The sequence below is a fragment of the Streptomyces sp. NPDC006332 genome, assembly GCF_040612855.1.
Classification (GTDB): Bacteria; Actinomycetota; Actinomycetes; order Streptomycetales; family Streptomycetaceae; genus Streptomyces.
Window position 1 is genome coordinate 194,234 of sequence record NZ_JBEXRA010000004.1, and the last position, 25,506, is coordinate 219,739.

Annotated in this window: 21 protein-coding genes; 11 read left to right on the forward strand and 10 right to left on the reverse strand. The window is 68.0% G+C overall.

Annotated features, from left to right (window positions below; genetic code table 11):
• Window positions 1-21: 21 nt before the first annotated feature.
• Both ABZ027_RS05945 and ABZ027_RS05950 read left to right on the forward strand, forming a co-directional pair.
• Window positions 22-1,104 carry an inositol-3-phosphate synthase gene (locus ABZ027_RS05945; RefSeq protein WP_356764763.1) on the forward strand — a complete coding sequence of 361 codons (1,083 nt, stop codon included), beginning with the start codon at window positions 22-24 and terminating at the stop codon, window positions 1,102-1,104.
• Between the two features lie 115 nt (window positions 1,105-1,219).
• Window positions 1,220-2,506: an MFS transporter gene (locus ABZ027_RS05950; RefSeq protein ID WP_356764765.1), complete on the forward strand. Its 1,287-nt coding sequence runs from the start codon at window positions 1,220-1,222 to the stop codon at window positions 2,504-2,506.
• 47 nt (window positions 2,507-2,553) lie between these two features.
• Here ABZ027_RS05950 and ABZ027_RS05955 read toward each other — a convergent pair whose 3' ends face one another.
• On the reverse strand, window positions 2,554-3,996 hold the full coding sequence (locus tag ABZ027_RS05955; protein ID WP_356764767.1) for a CCA tRNA nucleotidyltransferase: 1,443 nt from the start codon (window positions 3,994-3,996) through the stop codon (window positions 2,554-2,556).
• A 257-nt stretch (window positions 3,997-4,253) separates the two neighbouring features.
• Here ABZ027_RS05955 and ABZ027_RS05960 point away from each other — a divergent pair, with 257 nt between their 5' ends.
• From ABZ027_RS05960 to trxA, 7 genes are all read left to right on the forward strand, one after another.
• Window positions 4,254-6,614, forward strand: coding sequence for a DUF6049 family protein (locus tag ABZ027_RS05960; protein WP_356764769.1), 2,361 nt, complete (start codon window positions 4,254-4,256; stop codon window positions 6,612-6,614).
• Window positions 6,615-6,658: 44 nt separating this feature from the next.
• On the forward strand, window positions 6,659-8,998 hold the full coding sequence (gene murJ, locus ABZ027_RS05965) for a murein biosynthesis integral membrane protein MurJ (RefSeq protein WP_356764771.1): 2,340 nt from the start codon (window positions 6,659-6,661) through the stop codon (window positions 8,996-8,998).
• A 118-nt stretch (window positions 8,999-9,116) separates the two neighbouring features.
• The gene (locus ABZ027_RS05970; RefSeq protein WP_356764773.1) at window positions 9,117-10,838 is read left to right on the forward strand and encodes a serine/threonine protein kinase; all 1,722 of its coding nucleotides are present in this window, start codon (window positions 9,117-9,119) and stop codon (window positions 10,836-10,838) included.
• 26 nt (window positions 10,839-10,864) lie between these two features.
• On the forward strand, window positions 10,865-11,590 hold the full coding sequence (gene sigM, locus ABZ027_RS05975) for an RNA polymerase sigma factor SigM (protein ID WP_356764775.1): 726 nt from the start codon (window positions 10,865-10,867) through the stop codon (window positions 11,588-11,590).
• Window positions 11,587-12,519 (forward strand): hypothetical protein, encoded by a 933-nt coding sequence (locus tag ABZ027_RS05980; RefSeq protein ID WP_356764777.1) that lies wholly within the window; start codon window positions 11,587-11,589, stop codon window positions 12,517-12,519. The genes sigM and ABZ027_RS05980 overlap by 4 nt, the downstream gene beginning before the upstream one ends.
• Before the next feature lie 192 nt (window positions 12,520-12,711).
• Window positions 12,712-13,680, forward strand: a complete 969-nt coding sequence (trxB, locus tag ABZ027_RS05985) for a thioredoxin-disulfide reductase (RefSeq protein ID WP_356764779.1) — start codon at window positions 12,712-12,714, stop codon at window positions 13,678-13,680.
• Between the two features lie 39 nt (window positions 13,681-13,719).
• Window positions 13,720-14,052 (forward strand): thioredoxin, encoded by a 333-nt coding sequence (trxA, locus tag ABZ027_RS05990; protein ID WP_119101956.1) that lies wholly within the window; start codon window positions 13,720-13,722, stop codon window positions 14,050-14,052.
• A gap of 52 nt (window positions 14,053-14,104) precedes the next feature.
• Here the strand turns inward: trxA and ABZ027_RS05995 are convergent, their stop codons facing one another.
• From ABZ027_RS05995 to rpmH, 9 genes are all read right to left on the reverse strand, one after another.
• A complete protein-coding gene (locus tag ABZ027_RS05995) occupies window positions 14,105-14,722 on the reverse strand; it encodes a GNAT family N-acetyltransferase (protein WP_356764781.1) in 618 nt (205 codons plus the stop codon).
• 321 nt (window positions 14,723-15,043) lie between these two features.
• A complete protein-coding gene (locus tag ABZ027_RS06000) occupies window positions 15,044-16,144 on the reverse strand; it encodes a ParB/RepB/Spo0J family partition protein (RefSeq protein WP_356764783.1) in 1,101 nt (366 codons plus the stop codon).
• A complete protein-coding gene (locus tag ABZ027_RS06005; protein ID WP_356764919.1) occupies window positions 16,141-17,214 on the reverse strand; it encodes a ParA family protein in 1,074 nt (357 codons plus the stop codon). The genes ABZ027_RS06000 and ABZ027_RS06005 overlap by 4 nt, the downstream gene beginning before the upstream one ends.
• Window positions 17,215-17,504: 290 nt before the next feature.
• Window positions 17,505-18,224 carry a 16S rRNA (guanine(527)-N(7))-methyltransferase RsmG gene (rsmG, locus tag ABZ027_RS06010; RefSeq protein WP_356764785.1) on the reverse strand — a complete coding sequence of 240 codons (720 nt, stop codon included), beginning with the start codon at window positions 18,222-18,224 and terminating at the stop codon, window positions 17,505-17,507.
• A gap of 123 nt (window positions 18,225-18,347) precedes the next feature.
• Complete coding sequence (locus ABZ027_RS06015) at window positions 18,348-18,860, reverse strand: R3H domain-containing nucleic acid-binding protein (protein ID WP_356764786.1); 513 nt, start codon at window positions 18,858-18,860, stop codon at window positions 18,348-18,350.
• A gap of 15 nt (window positions 18,861-18,875) precedes the next feature.
• Window positions 18,876-20,141, reverse strand: coding sequence for a membrane protein insertase YidC (gene yidC, locus ABZ027_RS06020; RefSeq protein WP_356764788.1), 1,266 nt, complete (start codon window positions 20,139-20,141; stop codon window positions 18,876-18,878).
• 3 nt (window positions 20,142-20,144) lie between these two features.
• On the reverse strand, window positions 20,145-20,498 hold the full coding sequence (gene yidD, locus ABZ027_RS06025; protein WP_356764790.1) for a membrane protein insertion efficiency factor YidD: 354 nt from the start codon (window positions 20,496-20,498) through the stop codon (window positions 20,145-20,147).
• A complete protein-coding gene (rnpA, locus tag ABZ027_RS06030) occupies window positions 20,495-20,866 on the reverse strand; it encodes a ribonuclease P protein component (RefSeq protein ID WP_356764792.1) in 372 nt (123 codons plus the stop codon). Before rnpA ends, yidD begins: the two co-directional genes overlap by 4 nt.
• A gap of 21 nt (window positions 20,867-20,887) precedes the next feature.
• Window positions 20,888-21,025 carry a 50S ribosomal protein L34 gene (gene rpmH / locus ABZ027_RS06035; protein ID WP_005482975.1) on the reverse strand — a complete coding sequence of 46 codons (138 nt, stop codon included), beginning with the start codon at window positions 21,023-21,025 and terminating at the stop codon, window positions 20,888-20,890.
• A gap of 372 nt (window positions 21,026-21,397) precedes the next feature.
• Here rpmH and dnaA point away from each other — a divergent pair, with 372 nt between their 5' ends.
• Both dnaA and dnaN read left to right on the forward strand, forming a co-directional pair.
• Window positions 21,398-23,404: a chromosomal replication initiator protein DnaA gene (gene dnaA, locus ABZ027_RS06040; RefSeq protein WP_356764794.1), complete on the forward strand. Its 2,007-nt coding sequence runs from the start codon at window positions 21,398-21,400 to the stop codon at window positions 23,402-23,404.
• Window positions 23,405-24,261: 857 nt separating this feature from the next.
• A complete protein-coding gene (dnaN, locus tag ABZ027_RS06045; RefSeq protein ID WP_356764796.1) occupies window positions 24,262-25,392 on the forward strand; it encodes a DNA polymerase III subunit beta in 1,131 nt (376 codons plus the stop codon).
• Window positions 25,393-25,506: the final 114 nt, after the last annotated feature.

Genomic DNA, 25,506 nt, shown 5'->3' on the forward strand with positions numbered 1-25,506 from the left:
TACACACAGGGAGCAACCGGAATGGGTTCGGTGCGCGTAGCCATCGTCGGCGTGGGCAACTGTGCCGCGTCGTTGGTGCAGGGAGTCGAGTACTACAAGGACGCCGACCCGGCGTCGAAGGTCCCCGGCCTGATGCACGTCCAGTTCGGCGACTACCACGTCGGTGACGTCCAGTTCGTCGCCGCGTTCGACGTCGACGCGAAGAAGGTCGGCCTCGACCTCTCGGACGCCATCGGGGCCAGCGAGAACAACACCATCAAGATCTGCGACGTCCCGAACAAGGGCATCACGGTCCAGCGTGGCCACACGCTCGACGGCCTCGGCAAGTACTACCGCGAGACCATCGAGGAGTCCGCCGAGGCCCCGGTGGACGTCGTCCAGGTCCTCAAGGACAGGGAAGTCGATGTCCTCGTCTGCTACCTGCCCGTCGGCTCCGAGGACGCGGCGAAGTTCTACGCCCAGTGCGCCATCGACGCCAAGGTCGCCTTCGTCAACGCCCTCCCTGTCTTCATCGCCGGCACCAAGGAATGGGCCGACAAGTTCACCGAGGCGGGTGTCCCGATCGTCGGCGACGACATCAAGTCGCAGGTCGGCGCCACGATCACCCACCGCGTCATGGCAAAGCTGTTCGAGGACCGCGGTGTCCGTCTTGAGCGCACCATGCAGCTCAACGTGGGCGGCAACATGGACTTCAAGAACATGCTGGAGCGCGACCGCCTCGAGTCGAAGAAGATCTCGAAGACGCAGGCCGTCACCTCGCAGATCCCCGACCGTGACATGGGCGCGAAGAACGTCCACATCGGTCCCTCGGACTACGTGGCCTGGCTCGACGACCGCAAGTGGGCGTACGTCCGTCTCGAGGGCCGTGCCTTCGGTGACGTCCCGCTGAACCTGGAGTACAAGCTCGAGGTCTGGGACTCCCCGAACTCCGCCGGCGTCATCATCGACGCGCTGCGCGCCGCGAAGATCGCCAAGGACCGTGGCATCGGCGGCCCGATCCTCTCGGCGTCCTCGTACTTCATGAAGTCCCCGCCGGTCCAGTACTTCGACGACGAGGCCTACGACAACGTCGAGAAGTTCATCAAGGGCGAAGTCGAGCGCTAGCGAGACGAGGCGCTGCGCGCCAGCAAGACAGCTGAACCGCTCCTGCCAGAGCTGTTGAGGGTCCCCCGGGTGGGTACTGCCCGGGGGACCCTCTCCGTATGTGAGGCTGTGCCCCATGCCCGTCGTGCGTGATCTGCGCGTCCTGCTCCGCCTCCGGAACTTCCGACGACTGCTCGTCGTGCGCCTGCTCTCCCAGGGCGCCGACGGTGTCTACCAGATCGCACTCGCCGCCTACGTCGTCTTCTCACCGGAGAAGCAGACCTCGGCCACCGCCATCGCCTCCGCGATGGCGATCCTGCTGCTCCCGTACTCCCTGGTGGGCCCCTTCGCCGGCGTCCTCCTGGACCGCTGGCGCCGTCGCCAGGTCTTTCTGTACGGCAACCTGGTGCGCGCCCTGATGGCGTCGGCCACAGCCGTCCTGATCGTCAGCGATGTTCCCGACTGGCTCTTCTACGTCTCCGCGCTGTGCGTCACCGCGGTGAACCGCTTCGTCCTGGCCGGCCTGTCCGCCGCGCTGCCCCGGGTCGTGGACCCCGAGCGACTGGTGATCGCCAACTCCCTCTCCCCGACCGCCGGCACACTCGCCGCGACCGTTGGCGGCGGTCTCGCCTTCGTCGTACGGCTGGCGGTCGCGGATTCCGACGCGGCGGTGGTGCTCCTGGGAGCCGGGCTGTATCTGTGCGGAGCTCTCGCCTCATTACGCATGGCACCGGAACTGCTGGGGCCCGACCCTGAATTGGTACAGCCTCGTCTGTCGACAGCTCTCACCGGTACCGCCCGCGACCTGGCGGCAGGGGTGCGCCATCTCACTGCTCCTGAGCGCAGGCAGGCCGCATGGGCGCTCGGCACGATGTCGTTGATGCGGTTCTGCTACGGCGCCCTGCTGGTCATGGTGCTGATGCTCTGCCGATACACCCTGACGTCCGATCCCGAAGACGGTCTCGCCCTACTGGGGCTGGCACTGGGTTTCTCCGGCGCCGGTTTCTTCGCCGCCGCGGTCGTGACGCCCTGGGCGGCGGGCCGGTACGGACCCGCGCGATGGATCGTCATCTGTGCCGCTGCTGCCGCGGTTCTGGAGCCCGCTCTCGGCCTCCCCTTCACCACAGCCCCCATGCTTGTCGCAGCATTCGTCCTGGGGCTGATCACCCAGGGCGCGAAGATCGCAACGGACACGATCGTGCAGTCCTCGGTGGACGACGGCTTTCGGGGCAGGATCTTCTCCGTCTACGACGTGCTCTTCAACGTCGCCTTCGTGGGTGCCGCGGGCGTCGCCGCTCTGATGCTCCCGCCAGATGGCCGCTCGGTGCCGCTGGTGGTCACGGTCGCCGTTGTCTACGGGGTGGTCGGAGCCGTGTTTCACGTGAAACAGGGCCCCTCGACGCGTTCGAGCTCACCGCCCTAGCAAGCCGCGGGTCATGTTTCACGTGAAACATGACCCGTTTCACGGCCTCAGCTCTGCGCGGCCCACCACTCCTTGAGCGCGGCCACCGCCTCGTCGTGCTTCATGGGCCCGTTCTCCAGCCGGAGCTCCAGCATGTGCTGGTACGCGCGGCCGATGGCCGGGCCCGGGCTGATGCCCAGGATCTCCATGATCTGGTTGCCGTCGAGGTCCGGACGGATCGCGTCCAGCTCCTCCTGCTCCTGTAGCTGAGTGATCCGCTGCTCCAGGCTGTCATAAGCCCGCGAGAGCGCGGCGGCCTTGCGCTTGTTGCGCGTCGTGCAGTCCGAGCGGGTCAGTTTGTGGAGGCGGTCGAGCAGAGGGCCGGCGTCACGGACATAGCGGCGGACCGCGGAGTCCGTCCATTCACCTGTGCCGTAGCCATGGAAGCGCAGGTGAAGTTCAACGAGACGCGAGACCTCCTTCACCAGGTCGTTGGAGTACTTCAGCGCGGTCATGCGCTTCTTGGTCATCTTCGCCCCCACCACCTCGTGGTGGTGGAAGGAAACCCTGCCGTCCTTCTCGAAACGACGAGTTCGCGGCTTGCCGATGTCGTGCAGCAGCGCGGCCAGGCGGAGGGTCAGATCGGCGCCGCTCTCTTCCAGAGCGATGGCCTGCTCAAGGACGATCAACGTGTGCTCGTAGACGTCCTTGTGCCGGTGATGCTCATCGCTCTCCAGGCGCAGCGCCGGAAGCTCGGGCAGCACGTAGTGGGCGAGCCCGGTATCCACCAGCAGCGTCAGGCCCTTGCGCGGGTGCGTGGACAGGATCAGCTTGTTCAGTTCGTCCCTGACCCGCTCGGCCGAGACGATCTCGATGCGCCCGGCCATCTCCTTCATGGCCGTGACGACCTCAGGGGCGACCTCGAAGTCGAGCTGCGCCGCGAAGCGTGCGGCCCGCATCATCCGCAGCGGGTCGTCCGAGAAGGACTCCTCGGGGGTGCCCGGAGTACGCAGCAGCCGCGCCGCGAGGTCGTCCCGCCCGCCGTGGGGATCGATGAACTTCTTCTCCGGCAGCGCGACGGCCATCGCGTTCACGGTGAAGTCGCGACGGACCAGGTCCTCCTCGATGGAGTCGCCGTACCTCACCTCCGGCTTGCGTGAGGTTCGGTCGTACGCCTCCGACCGGTACGTGGTCACCTCGATCTGGTAGCCGTCCTTCTGCGCCCCGACCGTGCCGAAGGCGATCCCGACCTCCCACACGGCGTCCGCCCACGGCCGCACGATCTTCAGTACGTCCTCGGGGCGAGCGTCAGTCGTGAAGTCCAGGTCGTTGCCGAGCCGGCCGAGCAACGCGTCCCGGACCGAGCCGCCGACCAGGGCGAGCGAGAACCCGGCCTCCTGGAAGCGGCGGGCGAGATCGTCGGCGACAGGGGCAACCCGCAGCAGTTCACTCACCGCGCGGTGCTGCACCTGACTCAGGGCACTGGAGGTGTCTTCGTTGGCGTTCGGCACAACAGAAAAGGGTACGTGGCCCGGGCGACCGCGAGCGCCTCCATTAAATGCGCACAGACCCTCCACCCGACCCTGCGCACGGCCTGCCCTCCAACTGCACGGAAGCGACCCCACGGATACGTGCACATTCGGGACAGCACGGCGTCCCTGGCCGATCTTGTGGCGCAGTCCGCGGCACTTCCCCTCAGCGCGCATCGTTACCATGCGTGGACGCACATTCCGACGACCACTGACGACGACGAGGGACGGGCGAGCGCGTGGCCGAGGCGGCAGACTTCCAGGGGGCCAGTGCCTCACCTGCCCGCCGCTGGCTGCGGCGCACCGGAGCTCTGCTCGCCGGGGCGCCCCTGCTGGCCGGACTGCTGCAGCTGCCCGCCGCCACGCCCGCGCTGGGCGCCGACTCGGGCACCGTCTCCGTGTCCCTCGACACACTCACTCCCAGCGCCCCCACGGACGGCGACACGGTCACGGTGTCGGGCACGGTGACCAACACCGGCAAGCAGGCCGTCACGGACGCCCACGTGGGACTACGGGTGGGACCCGAGCTGACCACCCGCTCGGCCATCGACAACGCCGCCAAGAACAGCAGCGACATCCAGGCCGCCACCGACTCGGAGGTCGGCGGCAAGTACATCGAGAAGTTCTCCAAACTGACGCCGGGCGTCGCCGAGCCCTTCTCCATCTCGGTTCCGGTCGACGAACTGGACCTCGGCGACAGCGGCGTCTACCAATTCGCCGTCTCGCTCTCCGGAGAGACGCCCGCGCAGCCCTGGGATCAGGTCCTCGGCATGGAGCGGACATTCCTGCCGTGGCAGTCCGACGAGGCCGCCACCAGGACCAAGACGACGTACCTGTGGCCCCTGATCTCCACCACCCACATGACTGCGGAGACGGGGTCGAACGAGCAGCAGACGCCGGTCTTCCTCAACGACGACCTCGCCAAGGAGATCTCCCCGGGCGGCCGCCTCGATCAGCTCCTGTCACTGGGCAAGGATCTCGACGTCACCTGGGTGATCGACCCGGACCTGCTGGCGTCCGTCGACGCGATGACCCGCACCTACCGGGTCAGGTCGGGTGACACGACGCGGGCAGGCACCTATCAGGCGGTCGCGAAGCAGTGGCTCGCCGAGCTCCAGGAGGCCGTAGCGGCCAAGGAGGTCGTCGCGCTCCCCTTCGCCGACCCCGATCTCGCCTCCCTCGCACACAACGGCACAAGCGTCACCGGCTCCCTCAGCCATCTCAACGAGGCCACCGATGTCGCCGCCACCACGGTGCGGACCGTGCTCCATGTGACACCCAGCACCGACTTCGCCTGGCCGGTGGAGGGCGCGGTGGACCCATCGATCGTGAAGGTCGCCACCTCCGCCGGCGCCGACAAGGTGATCGCTCGCAGCGACAGCCTGCAGGAGACGGGAAACCTGTCGTACACGCCCTCGGCCGCCCGCCCCATCGGCGGCGGCACCACGGCGGTCGTCGCGGACGCGCGGCTGTCGACAGCGTTCCAGGGCGACCTGACGAAGGCCTCCGCCTCCACGCGCGCCGTGCAGGATTTCCTCGCTCAGAGCCTCGCCCTCGACCTGCAGACGCACAAGCAGCGCAGCGTCGTCGTCGCGCCCCAGCGCATGCCGTCCGCGCCGCAGGCCCAGGCGATGGCTCAGGCTCTGACCGCTCTGCAGGGCGGCAACTGGTCCGAGCCCCAGGAGCTCACCGCGGCGGCCGCCGCCAAGCCGGACCCGGCGGCCACCACGACCGTGCCGTCGACATCCAGGTACCCCTCCTCGCTGCGCAAGCAGGAGCTGCCTCGGTCGGCCTTCATGGAGATCGCGACCACCCAGGACAAGCTCGACAACTTCAAGGTGATCCTCAGCGACCAGTCCCGGGTGGTGACCCCCTTCGGGCGGGCCGTGAACCGCGAGATGTCCACCTCCTGGCGCGGCCGGAACACCGAGGCGAGTTCCTTCCGCAACGACGTCGAGGCGTACGTGGACGAGCTGACCGATCAGGTCAAGCTGATCGACAAGTCCGAGACCAAGCTCTCCGGACGCAGCGCCACGATCCCGGTGACCGTGCAGAACAACCTGGTGCAGGGCGCGGACCACCTCGTGCTGCGGCTCACCTCACTGAGCCCCAAGCGCCTGGAGATCGGCGACGACTCCTACTACGAGCAGCCCATCGAGGTCTCCGGCGGCCACAGCCAGACGGTGAAGTTCCCCACAACGGCCAAGGCCAACGGTCAGGCAAGGGTGGTCGCCCAGCTGTACACGGAAGACGGGCAGATGTACGGGGACCCCGTCAGGTTCGATGTGAAGGTCACGGAGTTCACCGCCACTGTGATGCTGGTCATCGGCGGCGGTTTCCTCCTGCTCGTTCTCGCCGGCTTCCGGATGTACACCCAGCGCAAGCGGGCGGCCGCCCGTGAGACCGAGGAGGACGGCCCCGAGGAGACGGGCGAGGCCGTCGCCGTCCCGGAGAACCCCGACGGCGGCGATGACCGTCTCAAGGGAGAGTCCGGCACTCAGGCCCGGGCAGACGACCCGCAGCAGCCGAGTGACCCGGCACCGGACACCGCAGCGGAAAGCGCCGACCCTTCCGGCGCGAGTGAGAGAGTGGACCGTTGAGGATGTCGTGGCCGGTGGGCCCGGGACGATGAGGTGGGGTAACCATGAACGCGCCGTACGACGGTGACCGCGGCCAGGCCGCGGGCGGCTCGGGCGACCCCGAGGGCCCGCCGCCCCAGGACGGCCAGGTCCCGCCGCAGTCCCCCGCCGACATGTACCTCCAGGACGCCTACGACCAGGACCCCTACCGGGCACAGGACATCTACGCCCAGGATCCGGTCGCCGAGGCGCTCTACGACCGTGCCGCCCACCCCCCGCCGGCCCCGGGCACGTACCAGCCCCAGCAGCCCCTGTACGCCCAGCCTCCCCAGTCGCCGTACGCCCCTGACCCGAACGTGTGGGCGCAGACCCCGGCGCCCGAGCCGGAGGGCCCGACCCAGTACCTGCCGTACGGCGACGACCCCCGCACCACCCAGTTCGTAGGTGTCGACGACCTGGTGAGCCAGGCCGGCCAGGAGCACCACGAGCCGGATGCCTTCGCGCACCTCTTCCGCGACCAGCAGCAGGGCGGCGGCCAGTCGCCGTACGAGCCCCCGCCGGTGCCCGGCCCGTCCCCGGCCCCGCACGCGGGCCAGTACCCGGCAGCGACACCGCCCGTCCTCGGCCAGTACCCGGCAGCGACACCTCAGGGCCAGTACCAGGCAGCACCCACCCCTCCCGCCCCTGAGGTGCCCGCTCCGGCGGCCCCGGCACCCGCACCGGCGCCCGCACCGGCGCCCGCACCGGCTTCCGCCGCTCCCGCGGCGAAGAAGAGCGGCCGGGCCACGGGACTGCTGAAGTCGAGCGCCGTCATGGCGGCGGGCACGATGGTCTCCCGCCTCACCGGCTTCATCCGCTCCGCGCTGATCGTCTCCGCCCTCGGCGTCGGCATGCTGGGCGACACCTTCCAGGTCGCCTACCAGCTGCCCACGATGATCTACATCCTGACCGTCGGCGGCGGCCTCAACTCCGTCTTCGTGCCACAGCTGGTGCGCGCCATGAAGGAGGACGAGGACGGCGGTGAGGCGTACGCCAACCGGCTGCTGACCCTCGTGATGGTGGCCCTCGGCGCACTGACCGTCCTCGCGGTCCTCGGCGCGCCGTTCCTGATCCGGTTGCTGTCCGACTCGGTGGCCAGCGACCCGGCGGCCAACGAGGTCGGCGTCACCTTCGTCAGCTACTTCCTGCCCTCGATCTTCTTCATGGGCGTCCACGTGGTGATGGGACAGATCCTCAACGCCCGCGGGAAGTTCGGCGCGATGATGTGGACGCCCGTCCTGAACAACATCGTCATCATCGTGACGCTGGGCATGTTCATGTGGGTCTACGGCACCGCGGCCGACTCCGGCATGAAGGTCACGACCATTCCGCCGGAGGGCCAGCGTCTCCTCGGCATCGGCGTCCTGCTCGGTCTCGTGGTGCAGGCACTGGCGATGATCCCGTACCTGCGTGAGACCGGCTTCCGGCTGCGGCTGCGCTTCGACTGGAAGGGCCACGGCCTCGGCAAGGCCGTCACGCTCGCCAAGTGGACGGTCCTGTTCGTCCTCGCCAACCAGGCCGGCGCGATCGTCGTCTCCCAGCTGTCCACCGCCGCGGGCACCGACTCCCCGGTCGACGGCACCGGCTTCGCCGCCTACGCCAACGCCCAGCTGATCTGGGGCCTGCCGCAGGCCATCATCACCGTGTCCCTGATGGCCGCCCTGCTGCCCCGCATCTCCCGCTCCGCGGCGGAGGACGACCCCGGAGCCGTCCGCGACGACATCTCCCAGGGCCTGCGGACCACGGCCGTCGCCATCGTTCCGATCGCCTTCGGCTTCCTCGCGCTCGGCATCCCGATGTGCACGCTGATCTTCGGCTCCTCGGGCATCAGCGAGGCCACCAACATGGGGTACATGCTGATGGCCTTCGCCCTCGGCTTGATCCCGTACTCGGTGCAGTACGTCGTCCTGCGCGCGTTCTACGCCTACGAGGACACCCGTACTCCCTTCTACAACACGGTGATCGTCGCCGTGGTCAACGCGACCGCCTCCGCACTGTGTTACGTCGTACTGCCACCCCGCTGGGCCGTGGTGGGCATGTCCGCCTCGTACGGTCTCGCCTACGCGATCGGTGTCGGTGTCGCCTGGAACCGACTCCGGAAGCGGCTGGGTGGCGACCTGGACGGCAATCGCGTGCTGCGCACGTACGCCAGACTGGGCATCGCCTCGGTGCCGGCTGCCCTGCTCAGCGGCGCTGCCTGCTACGGCATCGCCCATTCGCTCGGGCAGGGCGTCCTCGGCTCCTTCGCGGCCCTGATCGCAGGCGGCGCGGTATTGCTCGGGGTCTTCTTCGTCGCCGCTCGCCGCATGCGCATCGAGGAGCTGAATTCGCTGGTCGGCATGGTGCGAGGCCGCCTGGGGCGCTGACGCAGGGGTTCGCGCACAACCATCGTCCGCCACCGTGTGTCGTGCATGGCAGCGGACTGTGGGCACAATTGGTTTCGGCGTCACACGACGCGCAATGGATGGGGAGGCAGGGACGACGGTGGCGGAACGGAGCACGGCTGCCGTCGACGTGGCAGACAACAGCGGTGACGAGCCGCTGACCGCCAAGGCGGACCAGTCCACGGCCGACGGGGTGGCCAAGAACCGGGAGCGGGACACGGAAGACGTCGAGGCACAGGGGAGTGGCGGGACCGAGAGTCCCAGGAAGGCCTCAGCGCCGGAGCTGCACAGCGGTCACAAGCTCGCCAGACGCTACCGCCTGGAGGAGTGCGTCACCCGTCTGGACGGATTCAGCAGTTGGCGTGCCGTGGACGAGAAGCTGCGGCGTGCCGTCGGCGTCCACCTCTTGCCCGCGGACCACTCGCGGGCCCGCTCGGTGCTGGCCGCGGCCCGCTCCTCCGCGCTGCTGGGCGATCCGCGCTTCGTCCAGGTCCTCGACGCCGTCGAGGAGAACGACCTCGTCTACGTCGTCCACGAATGGCTTCCCGACGCCACCGAGCTGTCCACGCTGCTGGCCCCCGGCCCGCTGGAGGTGTACGACGCCTCCCAGATGGTCAGCCAGATCTCCTCGGCCATGGCCGCCGCCCACCGGGAGGGCCTGGCGCACCTTCGGCTGAACCCGAACGCCGTCCTGCGCACCTCGACCGGTCAATGGCGCATCCGCGGCCTCGCCGTGAACGCGGCGCTGCGCGGCATCAGTTCCGAGACCCCGCAACGTACCGACACGGAGGCGATCGGCGCCCTGCTGTACGCGGCGCTCACCCAGCGCTGGCCGTACGAGAGCGATGCCTACGGTCTGTCGGGCCTGCCCAAGGACATCGGGCTCATCGCTCCGGACCAGGTGCGCGCGGGTGTCCACCGCGGCCTGTCCGAGCTCTCCATGCGGGCGCTGGCCAACGACGGCGCCACCGCCTCCCGCCACGAGTCCCCGTGCACCACGCCCGAGGAACTGGTCAAGGCGATCGCCGAGATGCCCCGCATCCGTCCGCCGGAGCCCACGTTCACCTCCCCGCCGGACTACCAGCGCACGACGTACCAGCAGGGCACCTACGGCCGCCCGTCCGCGCACCTGGGTGCCACCCAGTCGGTCCCCGCGCCGCCGCCCCCGCTGCAGACCCGTACCGGCAGGGCGTTGAAGTGGGCCGTCTCGGCCCTCCTCATCGCCGCGCTGGGCCTGGGCAGTTGGCAGCTGGCGGACGCGCTGATGGACCAGAGTGACAAGCCCGACGACACCGGCAACACGCAGCCGACCGACGGGAACGACAAGAACAGCACGGCTCCCAAGCCGGTCAAGACACTGAGCATCGAGCGCGCCAGCGAGTTCGTGGCGAAGGGCGACGCCCAGCACCCGGGCGACGTGGACAAGACCTTCGACGGCAAAACGTCGACGTACTGGAAGACGAGCACCTTCCGGCAGGGGCCGCCCCTCGCGCCCTACAAGCCAGGTGTGGGCATCGTCTACGACCTGGGTTCGGCGCAAGAGCTCTCCGGCGCCAACATCGGGCTGCGCTACTCCGGCAACCACACGACGGCCAAGCTGTACGCCGCCGACTCGCTGACGCCGCCCTCGTTGGACTCGATGAAGGAGATCGGCCACGTCAGCACGAACGGCACGATGGCCACGGTGAAGGTCACCAAGCCGGTGAAGACGCAGTACGTGCTCGTCTGGCTCACCGCTGTGCCGTACTCGGCTGCGGATCCGAGCGCGTACAGCTATCCCGGCTACAAGCAGGCCATCACCGACGTGAAGTTCACTGGCTGAGCAGTAGCCAAGGGGAAGGGGGCCCGATGGCAGATGACACCGCGTACGGCGACACGAGCGATCAGGACCTCCTGGCCCTCCACGTAGAAGGCGATCCAGAGGCCTTCGGCGAGATCGTGCGGCGACACCGCGACCGGCTCTGGGCCGTCGCCCTGCGGACGCTGGGTGACCGCGAGGAGGCCGCTGACGCCGTCCAGGACGCCCTCGTGTCGGCGTACCGGGCCGCCCACACCTTCCGGGGCCAGTCGGCCGTCACCACCTGGCTGCACCGGATCACGGTGAACGCGTGTCTGGACCGCGCTCGTAAGGCGGCCTCCCGCAAGACGTCGCCGGTCGATGACACCGAGCGCCTGGAGCAGCTGCTGGAGCCGCACGAGTCGGCCTCGGCACCCGCGGAGCGCAACGATCTCCACCGTCAGCTGTTGGAAGCACTGGGCACCCTTCCGCCCGACCAGCGCGCCGCACTCGTCCTCGTGGACATGCAGGGCTATCCGGTCGCGGAAGCCGCCGGCATGCTCGATGTGCCGACCGGGACGGTGAAGAGTCGCTGTGCCCGAGGCCGGGCCAGGCTCCTCCCCCTCCTCACCCATCTGCGGCCGGAAAACACCGGCGACGGCAGACAGGCGGGCGCGGGGCGGAACCGGACGCAGGGGACATCCGTCCCACCCGCAGCGGGACCGCGTGAGGCAGGTCCCCCGGACGCAGGGCCAAGCGATTCAGCCGCGGTGAAGGGCGGAGGTGGGCGAGCGTGACATCCACGACAGAGACGGCCGGGCACCCGGACGTCGCGGAGATCTCCGACCTCACCGAAGGCCTGCTCGAACCGTCACGGGCCGCGGACGTACGACGGCACCTGGACGAGTGTGAACTCTGCGCGGACGTCAACGCCTCGCTGGAGGAAATCCGCGGGTTGCTCGGAACCCTGCCGGGCCCCCCACGCATGCCCGCAGACGTCGCCAGCCGGATCGATGCCGCTCTCGCCGCGGAGGCCCTGTTGCACGCCACGGCGCCCGAAGCTGTGGAGCCGCAGCCGCCCGTCGCCGCCACAATCCAGCTCGACTCCTCCACGGTCTCGGACGGCAGCGCGCGTGTTTCACGTGAAACATCGGCGACAGCAGACCGTCCCTCGGGCCGCGCCCATGTCTCGACGACCGGGCCGGGGCGTAAGCGTAAGAAGGGCAGCCGACGCAGGGGGGTCGTTCTTGGGGCCGTGTTCACGGCCGCCGCCCTGGGATTCGGCTCCGTGCTGCTGTCGTCCATGAACGACGGCAAGCCGTCCGGCCCCGAGGCGGGTGGGCAGCACTCCACCTCTGCGGACACCTTCGCTGAGGGCAAGCTGGAGAAGCAGGTCACCGATCTGCTGGCCACGCGCCGGAGCGGAGGAAGCGGATCCCGCTCGCCGCACACCCTGGGCGCGGAGTCCGTCCCGGGCAACGAGCCCAAGATCCTTCAGGACCCGATCCCGGTGCCTGGCTGCGTCCAGAAGGGCATCGGCCGTAGCGACTCTGCACTCGCGAGCGAGCCGGGGACCTACAAGGGAACGGACGCCCTGCTCGTGGTGCTCCCCGACACGTCCGACACCTCCCGCGTGATGGCCTACATCATGGACACGGCCTGTGTGGCAGACCCGACCGTCGGCAAGGCCAAGGTCCTGCTGAAGCAGTCCTACGCGCGGTCCTGAGCGAGTCCTGCACTCAGTCGTGAAGGCACACGCTTCGCCTCTCGGCTCCCGTGGTACCCCGAGCGGTGACGTCTCTCCGTGTGCCCGGACACAGCGGGAATGCGCGACCCTTAGGATCCGTTGGGTGGGGTGAGAGTTCTGAGAGGAGCTCCCCCGGTTCTACGACGCTGTCCAGAGACGAGGAATCAATCCGTGACCGACGTCCGTAACGTGATCATCATCGGCTCCGGGCCGGCCGGCTACACGGCGGCGCTCTACACCGCGCGCGCGTCGCTGAAGCCGCTGGTGTTCGAGGGCGCCGTCACCGCGGGTGGTGCGCTGATGAACACCACTGAGGTGGAGAACTTCCCGGGCTTCCAGGACGGCATCATGGGCCCCGAGCTCATGGACAACATGCGTGGCCAGGCCGAGCGCTTCGGAGCCGAGCTCATCCCGGACGACGTCGTCGCCGTCGACCTGAGTGGTGACATCAAAACCGTCACCGACACCGCCGGCACCGTTCACAAGGCCAAGGCCGTCATCGTCACCACTGGTTCGCAGCACCGCAAGCTCGGTCTGCCGAACGAGGACGCTCTGTCGGGTCGCGGCGTCTCGTGGTGCGCCACGTGTGACGGCTTCTTCTTCAAGGACCAGGACATCGCCGTGATCGGTGGCGGCGACACCGCGATGGAGGAAGCCACTTTCCTCTCACGCTTCGCCAAGTCCGTGACCATCGTCCACCGCCGGGACACCCTGCGCGCCTCCAAGGCGATGCAGGAACGCGCCTTCGCGGACCCGAAGATCAAGTTCGTCTGGGACAGTGAGGTCGCCGAGGTACAGGGCGACCAGAAGCTGGCCGGTCTGAAGCTGCGCAACCTCAAGACCGGCGAGTTCTCGGACCTCGCGGTGACCGGCCTGTTCATCGCGATCGGCCACGACCCGCGCACCGAACTCTTCAAGGGACAGCTGGAGCTGGACGAGGAGGGTTACCTGAAGGTAGAGGCGCCCTCCACTCGGACGAACCTGACCGGTGTCTTCGGCGCAGGTGACGTCGTCGACCACACCTACCGTCAGGCCATCACCGCCGCCGGCACCGGCTGCTCGGCCGCCCTCGACGCCGAGCGGTACCTCGCCGCCCTCGCGGACGGAGAGAAGGCCGAGCCCGAGAAGACCTCTGTCTGACCCAACCCACCCCACGCACAACCAGTTAAGGAGCCCGCCGTGGCCGGCACCCTGAAGAATGTGACTGACGACTCCTTCGAGCAGGACGTCCTCAAGAGCGACAAGCCTGTTCTGGTGGACTTCTGGGCCGCCTGGTGCGGTCCGTGCCGCCAGATCGCGCCGTCCCTCGAGGCGATCGCCACCGAGTACGGCGACAAGATCGAGGTCGTCAAGCTGAACATCGACGAGAACCCGGGTACGGCCGCCAAGTACGGCGTCATGTCCATTCCGACGCTGAACGTCTACCAGGGTGGCGAGGTCGCCAAGACCATCGTCGGCGCCAAGCCGAAGGCCGCGATCGTTCGCGACCTTGAGGACTTCATCGCCGAGTGAAGTTTCACGTGAAACAGGATGGGGCCGGCCCGGCAGGGCCGGCCCCATCCTGTTAGAGCGGGCGCAGTGCCGGTTCCTTCTGAACTGCCCCCAGCAACCGGTCCAGCGCCATCTCCACGTCCTCTTTCCAGGAGAGGGTGGTCCGCAACTCCAGTCGCAGGCGCGGGTACGTGGGATGCGGCCGAACCGTCTTGAAACCCACCGCCAGAAGGTGGTCTGCGGGCAACAGACAGGCAGGTTCCTTCCAACGCGCGTCGCCGAACGCCTCAATCGCCTTGAAGCCCCGCCGCAACAGATCCTTGGCCACCGTCTGCACCATCACACGCCCAAGGCCCTGCCCCTGATACCCCGGCATGATGAACGACGTCATCAGCTGCACCGCGTCGGGCGAGACCGGGCTCGTGGGGAAAGCCGTCGAGCGGGGGACATAGGCCGGAGGGGCGTAGAGCACGAAGCCCACCGGCACATCGTCCACATACACGACCCTTCCGCAGGAACCCCAGTCCAGCAGGACGGCGGAAATCCAGGCTTCCTTCTCCAGCGCGGGCGTTCCCGCCTTTATCGCTGCTTGGCCGCTGACTGGATCCAACTCCCAGAAGACACACGCGCGACAGCGCTTGGGGAGGTCCTGAAGGTTGTCCAGCGTGAGCGGTACGAGCCGGCGCCCCATAAAGGCTGTTCCTCGCTTCCTTCGCCCGCCGCGTCGCGGGCGGCAGTCAGAGCGCTCCGTTCCCTGAGCAGGCTGCCGACGAAACCGCCGACCGCGCCCAGCCCAAGGCCCGCGCTCACCAGTCCGGTGCGGCTGACCGTTCGCATAGCCCCCGTCTCTCCCCTCAGACGTGCTGCCGATCGGATGGGCCATACCCGAACGCATCGTACCGACGATGCGATTTCACCGATACCGCCTGAAAGCAAAGGGCGGGCCGTGTCCCGTACACATGGGACACAGCCCGCCCTGCCGACCACGCCTTGTCACTCCGCGGCCTGAGAATCAGTCCTCCGAGTCCTCGGAGTCACCGTCCAGAAGGCTCTTCTGAAGAACCGGTCCCTCTCCAGGAGCAAGGCTGCTGAGGATCCGCTCCAGGTCCTCCATGGAGGCGAACTCCACGGTGATCTTGCCCTTCTTCTGGCCGAGGTCGACCTTCACTCGCGTCTCGAAGCGATCCGAGAGGCGGGTCGCAAGGTCGGACAGCGCCGGCGAGACCAGCGCACCGGCCCGCGGCCCCTTGGACCTCTGGGCCTTCTGCGGCCGCGAGCCCATCAAGGTCACGATCTCCTCGACAGCTCGCACCGAGAGTCCCTCAGCAACGATTCGATGGGCCAGCCGATCCTGCTCCTCCGAGTCCTCGACGGAGAGCAGCGCCCTGGCATGTCCCGCCGACAGCACCCCGGCAGCCACCCGCTTCTGGACCGCCGACGAGAGCTTCAGCAGACGCAGCGTGTTGGAGACCTGCGGGCGGGAGCGACCGATGCGGTCCGCCAGCTGGTCGTGCGTGCAGTGGAAGTCCTTCAGCAGCTGGTCGTAGGCGGCAGCCTCCTCCAGCGGGTTCAGCTGCGCCCGGTGCAGGTTCTCCAGGAGGGCGTCCAGGAGAAGCTTCTCGTCATCGGTGGCCCGGACGATCGCCGGGATCGCTTCCAGCCCCGCCTCACGGCACGCCCGCCAGCGCCGCTCGCCCATGATGAGCTCGTAACGCGCGGGACCAAGCTGTCGTACGACGACAGGCTGGAGGAGACCGACCTCCTTGATGGAAGTGACCAGCTCCTGAAGCGCGTCCTCGTCGAAGACCTCACGCGGCTGTCGCGGGTTCGGCGTGATGAAGTCGAGGGGGAGTTCAGCAAAGTGAGCGCCCACGGGAGCCGCCGGCAACTCCGCGGGAGTGCTCGCCGATGACTCCTCGGTTTCATGTGACACGGCCGGCAGCGTGGCCACCTTGGCTGCGGCCACCCCGCGGTCCGTGGTCAGTACCGGCACCGCTGCCGGGGAGGCCGAAGCAGCGCTCCCCATCGCAGCCTGAGCCACCTGCTTCTCTGTCGGTGCAGCGGGGATCAGTGCGCCGAGACCACGGCCCAACCCCCTCCGTCGCTCGCTCACTGGATCCCCTCCACCATGCTCGGGTCGTTCTGTGCGCCGATGTGCGCGTGTGTCGCGTCGTAGGAGACACCGACACCCTTCAGCGCGATTTCTCGTGCCGCCTCAAGATAGGACAGTGCACCACTAGATCCTGGATCGTAGGTCAGGACCGTCTGCCCGTAGCTCGGCGCCTCGGAGATACGGACCGAGCGGGGAATGCTCGTCCGCAGCACCTCGTCGCCGAAGTGGGTGCGCACCTCGTCCGCGACCTGGGACGCGAGGCGCGTCCGGCCGTCGTACATGGTGAGCAGGATGGTCGACACATGCAGGGCGGGGTTGAGGTGCCCCCGCACCAGGTCGACGTTGCGCAGCAGTTGGCCCAGGCCCTCCAATGCGTAGTACTCGCACTGGATCGGGATGAGGACCTCCTGGCCCGCGACCAGCGCGTTGACGGTCAGCAGACCGAGCGAGGGCGGGCAGTCGATGAGGATGTAGTCCAACGGCTGCTCGTACGCCTGGATCGCTCGCTGCAGCCGACTCTCGCGAGCCACCAGAGACACCAGCTCGATCTCCGCACCGGCGAGATCGATGGTGGCGGGTGCACAGAAGAGCCCCTCGACATCGGGGACCGGCTGGACGACGTCGGAGAGTGGCCTGCTGTCGACCAGCACGTCGTAAATGGACGGGACTTCGGCGTGGTGGTCGATACCCAGCGCGGTGGAGGCGTTGCCCTGTGGGTCGAGGTCGACCACGAGCACACGGCCACCGTGCAGAGCCAGCGAAGCGGCAAGATTGACGGTCGTGGTCGTCTTGCCCACCCCGCCCTTCTGGTTGGCGACCACCATGACTCTGGTCTGCTCGGGACGCGGCAGACCTTCGCCGGCACGGCCCAGAGCCTCTACTGCCAGTTGGGCAGCACGACCGATCGGAGTGTCGTCCATCGGAGGCGGTGTTTCACGTGAAACATCTTCCCCCATCGACTCGGTACGGGGACCGGGGACCGGATCGGTCATCGGTCCCGCAATGTTGGCGTTGGACCGCAAGGATTCACTCTCCTCGACTTCAGGCTCGCAATGAACAGAGCCTCCCATGTCTCCCGGGTCGTGAACCAGTGAGGCCTGTTGTTCTGTGGAGAAATCCACCTCTGTGGACAACTCCGCACCCTCCCGGAGTGAACCGAGAGGCTTCCGGTCGCGGGGTTCGGCCGCGGCCCGGCCCCGACTGATGATGCCGTGCAGCAGTGAGCGACGTTTCACGTGAAACACGATGCACAGCGAAGAGAGCCGAACTGCCGCGACACTCCGCATGCGTAGGTTTGGCAGCTTGTGTGGAGTACACGTCCCGCCGCCAGGAAGGATCAGCGCCCGGAACTCCCAAGCAGTTATCCGCGACGCCGACGCGCTCGTCCCGTGCGGGCCGCTTTGGCTCGCTTGGCCGCGAACCGCACACCCCCCGGGCTCTCGCCGACTTCCACGCGCACCACCGTGGACAGTGGGTCGACCGTGCCCTCCCCAACATGCAGGATCGACGTCTCGACGGCACCCAGCTTGCTCAATGCCGTCGCCGCGCTCTTGAGCTCCTCCTCGGCAGTGTCGCCCTTGAGCGCGAGCATCTCACCGTACGGGCGTAGCAGCGGAATGCCCCAGGTCGCGAGACGGTCCAAGGGGGCCACGGCCCGTGCCGTCACCACGTGGACCGGCGTGATGGTGCCCATGACCTCTTCGGCCCGCCCGCGGAGGACCGTCACATGGTCCAGTCCCAGCAGCTCGACGACCTCGGTCAGGAAGTTGGTGCGCCGCAGCAACGGCTCCAGGAGTGTGATCTTCAGGTCCTCCCGGACCAGCGCCAGGGGAATCCCGGGCAGTCCGGCGCCAGAGCCGACATCGCACACGGTCACGCCCTCGGGTACGACCTCCGCGAGCACCGCGCAGTTCAGCAGATGCCGCTCCCACAGGCGGGGCACCTCACGCGGCCCGATGAGACCGCGCTGCACACCCGCCTCGGCGAGCAGCTCCGCGTAGCGGACCGCGTCTGCGAAGCGATCACCGAAGACCTCGCGCGCCTGCTCGGGCGCGGGGGGAAGCTCCGCTGCCTCCGTCACGGGGGACCGTCCTTCCGTACGGCACGGCGCACCGGCGCCGACTCCAGAACCACCAGAACTATCAGGCTGACAAAGTCCGGCCCCGCCTGCGCAACAGACGGGGCCGGAAAACGTACGGACCGATCAGGCGGGAAGCACAACGACGAAGCGCTGTGGCTCCTCGCCCTCGGACTCGCTGCGCAGGCCGGCGGCCTTGACCGCGTCGTGCACGACCTTGCGCTCGAACGGCGTCATCGGCTTCATCTTCACGGGCTCGCCCGAGCTCCTGACCTCGGCGGCCGTCTTGGCGCCCAGCTCGGACAGCTCGGCGCGCTTCATGGCACGGTAGCCCGCGATGTCCAGCATCAGCCGGCTCCGGTCACCGGTCTCCCTGTGCACAGCCAGGCGCGTGAGCTCCTGCAGGGCTTCCAGCACCTCGCCGTCACGACCCACCAGCTTCTGCAGGTCACGGCCACTCGTGTCGCTGATGATCGAGACAGCGGCTCGGTCGGCCTCGACGTCCATGTCGATGTCGCCGTCGAGATCGGCGATGTCCAGCAGACCCTCGAGGTAGTCCGCCGCGATCTCGCCCTCCTGCTCCAGGCGGGTCAGGGTGTCTGCACCCTCGGCAGCGGCGGAGGTGGTGCCTTCCGTCACGGGATGGACTCCTTCTTACTTCTTGGACGGGGACTTGGGCCGCTGCGGGCCCTTGCGCTGTCCGGACTGGGCCTTGCTGCGGGTGCCGCCACCAGGCTTCTGCGGGGCGTTCTTGGCGGCGGGCTTGGTGTCCTCGGGTTCGTCGGACTTGCTCAGCGACGTGGTCTCGCCGGCGGCCTTCGTGGCTCCGGACTGGCGCTGGGACTTGCTCTGCCGCTTGGGCTGCTGCCTCTTCGGAGCGGCGGCGCTCGTCGACGTGCCGTCCTCGGTCTGGGCAGCCTCGGCCTGGGCAACGCCCTTCACCACCGTGCCGTCCGCCTGAGCCGTGAAGCCCGCCTTGTTCAGGCCGTTGATGAACTTGCGCTCGAACTCGTTGCGGTCGCGTCCCTTGGCGACGATGGCCTTGACGATGGCCTTCTCACCCCGGCTGCGCGTCTTGCCGTGGTGCGTGACGTGCTTGTAGAGACGCTCCAGGTACGAGGCCTGGGCCTTGGAACCCGGGGTCGGGTTGTTGTGGATGACGTACATCTGCTGGCCCATGGTCCACACGTTGGTGGTCAGCCAGTAGACGAGAACACCGACCGGGAAGTTGATGCCGAAGACGGCGAACATGACCGGGAAGACGTACATCAGCATCTTCTGCTGCTGCATGAACGGCGTCTTCACCGTGGTGTCGACGTTCTTCGTCATCAGCTGACGCTGTGTGTAGAACTGCGACGCCGACATCATGACGATCATGACCGCGGTCACGATGCGGACAGTGGTCAGCGACGCGTCGAGCGCGGTGACGTCCGCCGCGCTGTCGGTGAACTTCGCGGCCAGCGGCGCACCGAAGATGTGCGCCTTCTGAGCGCTCTGCAGCAGGCTCGTGTTGATGACACCGATGGTGTCGTTGTTCGCGATGCCGTTGAGCACGTGGTACAGGGCAAAGAAGAACGGGGACTGCGCCAAGATGGGAAGGCACGAGGAGAGCGGGTTGGTGCCCGTCTCCTTGTACAGCTTCATCATCTCTTCGGACTGACGCTGCTTGTCGTTCTTGTAGCGCTCCTGGATCTTCTTCATCTCGGGCTGCAGCGTCTGCATGGCCCGGGTCGCCTTGATCTGCTTCACGAAGAGCGGGATCAGGCAGATGCGGATCAGGATCACCAGCGACACGATGGACAGGCCCCAGGCCCACCCTGTGTCAGGGCCGAAAATGGACCCGTACACCGTGTGGAACTGGACGATGACCCAGGAGACAGGTGTCGTGATGAAGCTGAAGAAGCTGGCAATCGTGTCCACTAATCATGCTCCTTGGGCATGGGACGGGGTCTCTGCGGCCGGGCTCGCGGGAGCCTGCCCCTCGGTGGCCGGTTCGGCGGAGGAGGGCCCGCCCCTGCGTGCACGCCAGGCGTTACGCAGCATTTCGTGCCACCGCGGACGCTTGCGCGGCGGGACATGGTCCACACCGCCCAGCGACCACGGATTGCATCGCAGGATGCGCCAGGCCGTGAGTGCCGTTCCCTTGACCGCACCATGGCGGTCGATGGCCTGGTAGCCGTAGTGGGAGCACGACGGGTAGTACTTGCACACCGGCCCGAGCAACGGACTGATGGTCCACTGGTACAGCTTGATCAGCGCCAGCAGCGGGTACTTCATCGCGCGCCCCCTCCCAGCAGCCGCTCGATGGCGGCGTCCAGGTCTCGGGCCAGTAGTGCGTGGTCGGCGTCACCCGCGCCGGGCAACGCTCGTACGACTACCAGGCTACCGGGGGGCAGCAGGGCGACTCGATCGCGCATCAGATGACGAAGCCTGCGCTTCACCTTGTTACGCACCACCGCACCGCCCACGGCCTTGCTGACGACGAAACCCGCACGCGTCGGGGAAGCGCTCTCCCCAGGCGCGTGCGGGTCCGTGGCACCGCTACGAAAGTGGACGACGAGAGTCGGGCGTCCAGCCCGACGACCCCGCCGTACCGCGGTCGCGAAGTCCTCGCGCCGCCTCAGCCGATGCTCGGTAGGCAGCACGACGTCATGACCTGATCGGGATCAGGCGGACAGGCTGGCGCGACCCTTGCTGCGGCGGTTCGCGAGAATCGCGCGGCCGGCACGGGTGCGCATCCGCAGGCGGAAGCCGTGGGTCTTGGCGCGACGACGGTTGTTCGGCTGGAAGGTGCGCTTGCTCACTCGGGGGCTCCAGAGATAAATCGGGGTTTTCGGGGTGCCGTCCTGGCTGTCACCGTGCGCCCACGAGTAGCTCGCGTTACGCCCGAGTGCACCGCTGACCGATCACCCAAATGATCTGTGCCCATCGGAGGCAGGCGGCAGCAGCCATCGACAACTCGACCTGGTTACGGTACGCGCGGCTACGCCATCCGGTCAAACCAGGGGGCACCGGGAGACACTATCCACAGCCTGGGGACAACAACTTGAACCGTACCCGTCGCCCTGACTACCGTGGCTGAACTCCGATTCGTTCCCTTGCCTGTGCCCCACCCCATATGAATCCCGACCCGTCCCGAACCACACGTTCGTGGGACCCATGAGAGAGCGTGCCCTGTGGCTGATGTACCTGCCGATCTTGCCGCAGTGTGGCCACGAGTACTGGAACAACTTCTCGGCGAAGGCAGAGGGCAGGGTGTCGAGACCAAGGACGAACACTGGATCCGGCGCTGCCAGCCCCTGGCCCTGGTGGCGGACACCGCCCTGCTCGCCGTACCGAACGAATTTGCGAAAGGTGTGCTCGAAGGGCGCCTCGCGCCCGTGGTCAGTGAGACGCTGAGCCGCGAATGCGGCCGACCGATCCGGATCGCGATCACCGTCGACGACTCCGCGGGCGAGCCCGCGCCCACACCGGCGGCGCCCCGGCCCCCGTCGCGCTACGAGGACCCCGAGCCCCCCGCCGCCCAGTACGAGGGCGGATACGGCCGCCACCGCGCCGACGACCACATGCCGGGCCGCTCCGAGCAGCGCCCCGGACCTCAGGCCGACCGCGACCACCCCTCCCACTCGCCCCACGCGCCTCGGCCGGACCAGCTCCCGACCGCCCGCCCCGCTTACCCCTCCGAGTACCAGCGTCCCGAGCCCGGCTCCTGGCCGCGCCCGCCGCAGGACGAGTACAGCTGGCAGCAGCAGCGCCTCGGCTTCCCGGAGCGCGACCCGTACGCGTCGCCGCCGCAGGACTCCTATGGGCCCCCGCCGCAGGACGCCTACCGACCCCCGTCACAGGAGTCCTACGGACCCCCCTCACAGGACTCGTACTCCCAGGACTACCGCCAGCAGCCCACGGAGCGCTCCGCGTACGACGGGCAGCGCCCGGAGTACGACCAGCGCCCCGACTACGACCAGCGGTCGGAGTACGACCAACCGCGCGGCGACTACGACCCCCGCGACGGCCGCCGGGACCGGTCGGACGGCCCGTCCGGCTCCGGACGCGTCCATCGCGGCGGCCCGGTCGGTTCCTCGCTGCCCGCCAACGGCGCCCCCGGCCCGCTGGCCGCGCAGCCCGCGCCGGCGACCGGCCCCGGCGAGCCGACCGCGCGCCTGAATCCGAAGTACCTCTTCGACACGTTCGTCATCGGCGCCTCCAACCGCTTCGCACACGCGGCAGCGGTGGCCGTCGCCGAGGCGCCGGCCAAGGCGTACAACCCGCTCTTCATCTACGGGGAGTCGGGGCTCGGCAAAACGCACTTGCTGCACGCCATCGGGCACTACGCGCGGAGCCTCTACCCGGGCACCCGGGTGCGCTATGTGAGCTCGGAGGAGTTCACCAACGAGTTCATCAACTCGATCCGCGACGGCAAGGGCGACAGCTTCCGCAAGCGCTACCGCGAGATGGACATCCTGCTCGTCGACGACATCCAGTTCCTCGCGGACAAGGAGTCGACGCAGGAGGAGTTCTTCCACACCTTCAACACGCTCCACAACGCCAACAAGCAGATCGTGCTCTCCAGCGACCGGCCGCCCAAGCAGCTGGTGACCCTGGAGGACAGGCTGCGGAACCGTTTCGAGTGGGGACTGATCACCGACGTCCAGCCGCCCGAGCTGGAGACCCGCATCGCGATCCTGCGCAAGAAGGCGGTCCAGGAACAGCTCAACGCCCCGCCCGAGGTCCTGGAGTTCATCGCGTCCCGCATCTCGCGCAACATCCGCGAGCTGGAGGGCGCGCTGATCCGGGTGACGGCCTTCGCGTCGCTCAACCGGCAGCCGGTGGACCTCGGCCTCACCGAGATCGTCCTCAAGGACCTGATTCCCGGCGGCGAGGACTCGGCCCCCGAGATCACCTCCACGGCGATCATGAGCGCGACCGCCGACTACTTCGGGCTCACCGTCGAGGACCTGTGCGGTACCTCGCGCGGCCGCGCGCTCGTCACGGCCCGCCAGATCGCCATGTACCTGTGCCGAGAGCTCACGGACCTCTCCCTGCCGAAGATCGGCGCGCTGTTCGGCGGCCGCGACCACACGACCGTCATGCACGCGGACCGCAAGATCCGCAATCTGATGGCCGAGCGGCGCTCCATCTACAACCAGGTGACCGAGCTGACGAACCGCATCAAGAACGGCTGACCGCCGCAGAGACCGTCGCTGAGGGCGTCCCCGGAACTCTTCCGGGGACGCCCTTCTTCATGTCGCGCTCTCGCCTCTGTTCGATTACCTGCCGGGTTACGGTCTCTCTCCACAGATCTGGCGACTTTTTCGCGTCCACACCCTGGGGACTGGGGAGTTGTCCAGATCGTGTCCACAGCGGTATCCGTCGGCAGACCATCGGACCAGGTCAGGTGGTTGTGGATTGGTGGACGAACGATCTCCACAGGCTGTGGACGAAGCGGTGATCCACAGCCTGTGCATCGAGTTGTCCACCGACAACCCACAGGTTGAGGACAGTTGTCCCCAGTGATCCGGTGCTTCTCCACATGACTGTCCACTGTTCGGCAACCCGACGCGCCTGATCACCGAGTCGAGTGAAAGGCGTCACACGAAGGTGCCGGGTTGGGCTGTGGGAAAGCCGGGTAAAGCTGGGGACGGCGCTGGGGAGAACTCCCCTCAGGCTGTGCATGGAGTGTGCAGAACTTTCCGTTCTCCACAGACAGGCCCGGTTGTCCACCGTCTCCGCCCACAGGCCCCGTGGACAAAATTTCCCGGCTGACCTGCATAAACGAGGTTATCCACGGTATCCACAGCCCCTACTACTACTCCCAACTAGAGAGAGCTGGGAATCCGTTTCGAAGGGGGTCCTGTGCACAACTCGCTGTCCGGCTCCCGACTGCCCCTCGTCACGACTTGACCCCGAGAGGCACCTACTGTCAGTGCCGTGCGTCAGACTGTTCCCCGGTGTCCTCCCCGTCACAGGGACCGACGACACCGCGACAGACGACGAAGCCAGGCAGGGCGAGAAGCGCCGGCAACAGCAGGAGGCGGCAACAGTGAAGATCCGGGTGGAACGCGACGTACTCGCGGAGGCAGTCGCCTGGGCGGCTCGCAGCCTCCCGGCCCGTCCGCCGGCGCCTGTCCTCGCCGGCCTTCTGCTGAAGGCCGAGGAGGGCCAGCTGAGCCTGTCCAGCTTCGACTACGAGGTCTCGGCGCGGGTCTCCGTGGAGGCGGAGGTCGACGAAGAAGGCACGGTCCTCGTCTCGGGCCGACTGCTGGCCGACATCTCCCGCGCCCTCCCCAACCGACCGGTGGAGATTTCCACAGACGGTGTACGGGCGACGGTGGTCTGCGGCTCCTCGCGATTCACACTCCACACCCTGCCTGTGGAGGAGTACCCGGCCCTGCCGCAGATGCCGAACGCCACGGGCACCGTCCCCGGTGAGGTCTTCGCCGCCGCCGCGGCCCAGGTCGCCATCGCCGCCGGACGCGACGACACGCTGCCCGTCCTGACCGGTGTGCGCATCGAGATCGAGGGCGACACGGTCACCCTGGCGTCCACCGACCGCTACCGCTTCGCCGTCCGCGAGTTCCTGTGGAAGCCGGAGAACCCGGAGGCCTCCGCGGTGGCCCTGGTGCCCGCCAAGACGCTCCTGGACACGGCCAAGGCCCTCACGAGCGGCGACAGCGTCATCCTGGCGCTGTCCGGTTCCGGCGCGGGCGAGGGCCTGATCGGTTTCGAGGGCGCCGGCCGTCGTACGACGACCCGCCTGCTGGAGGGCGACCTCCCGAAGTACCGTTCGCTGTTCCCGACGGAGTTCAACTCCGTCGCCGTGATCGAGACCGCCCCCTTCGTGGAGGCCGTCAAGCGTGTCGCCCTGGTCGCCGAGCGGAACACGCCGGTGCGGCTCAGCTTCGAGCAGGGCGTGCTGATCCTGGAGGCGGGCTCCAGCGACGACGCACAGGCTGTGGAACGTGTCGACGCCCAGCTGGAGGGCGACGACGTCTCCATCGCCTTCAACCCGACCTTCCTGCTGGACGGCCTGAGCGCCATCGACTCCCCGGTGGCCCAGCTCTCCTTCACGACGTCCACGAAGCCCGCGCTGCTGAGCGGCAAGCCCGCCCTGGACGCCGAGGCGGACGAGGCCTACAAGTACCTGATCATGCCGGTGCGCCTGAGCGGCTGATCAGGCCCGTCGGAGAACCCGCAGGTCGGGCGTACGTTTGAGCGCGTATGCCCACAGGTGTGAGCGAGCGTCCGGGTTTAGGCTCGGACGCAGGTACGAACGTGCCGCGGCACG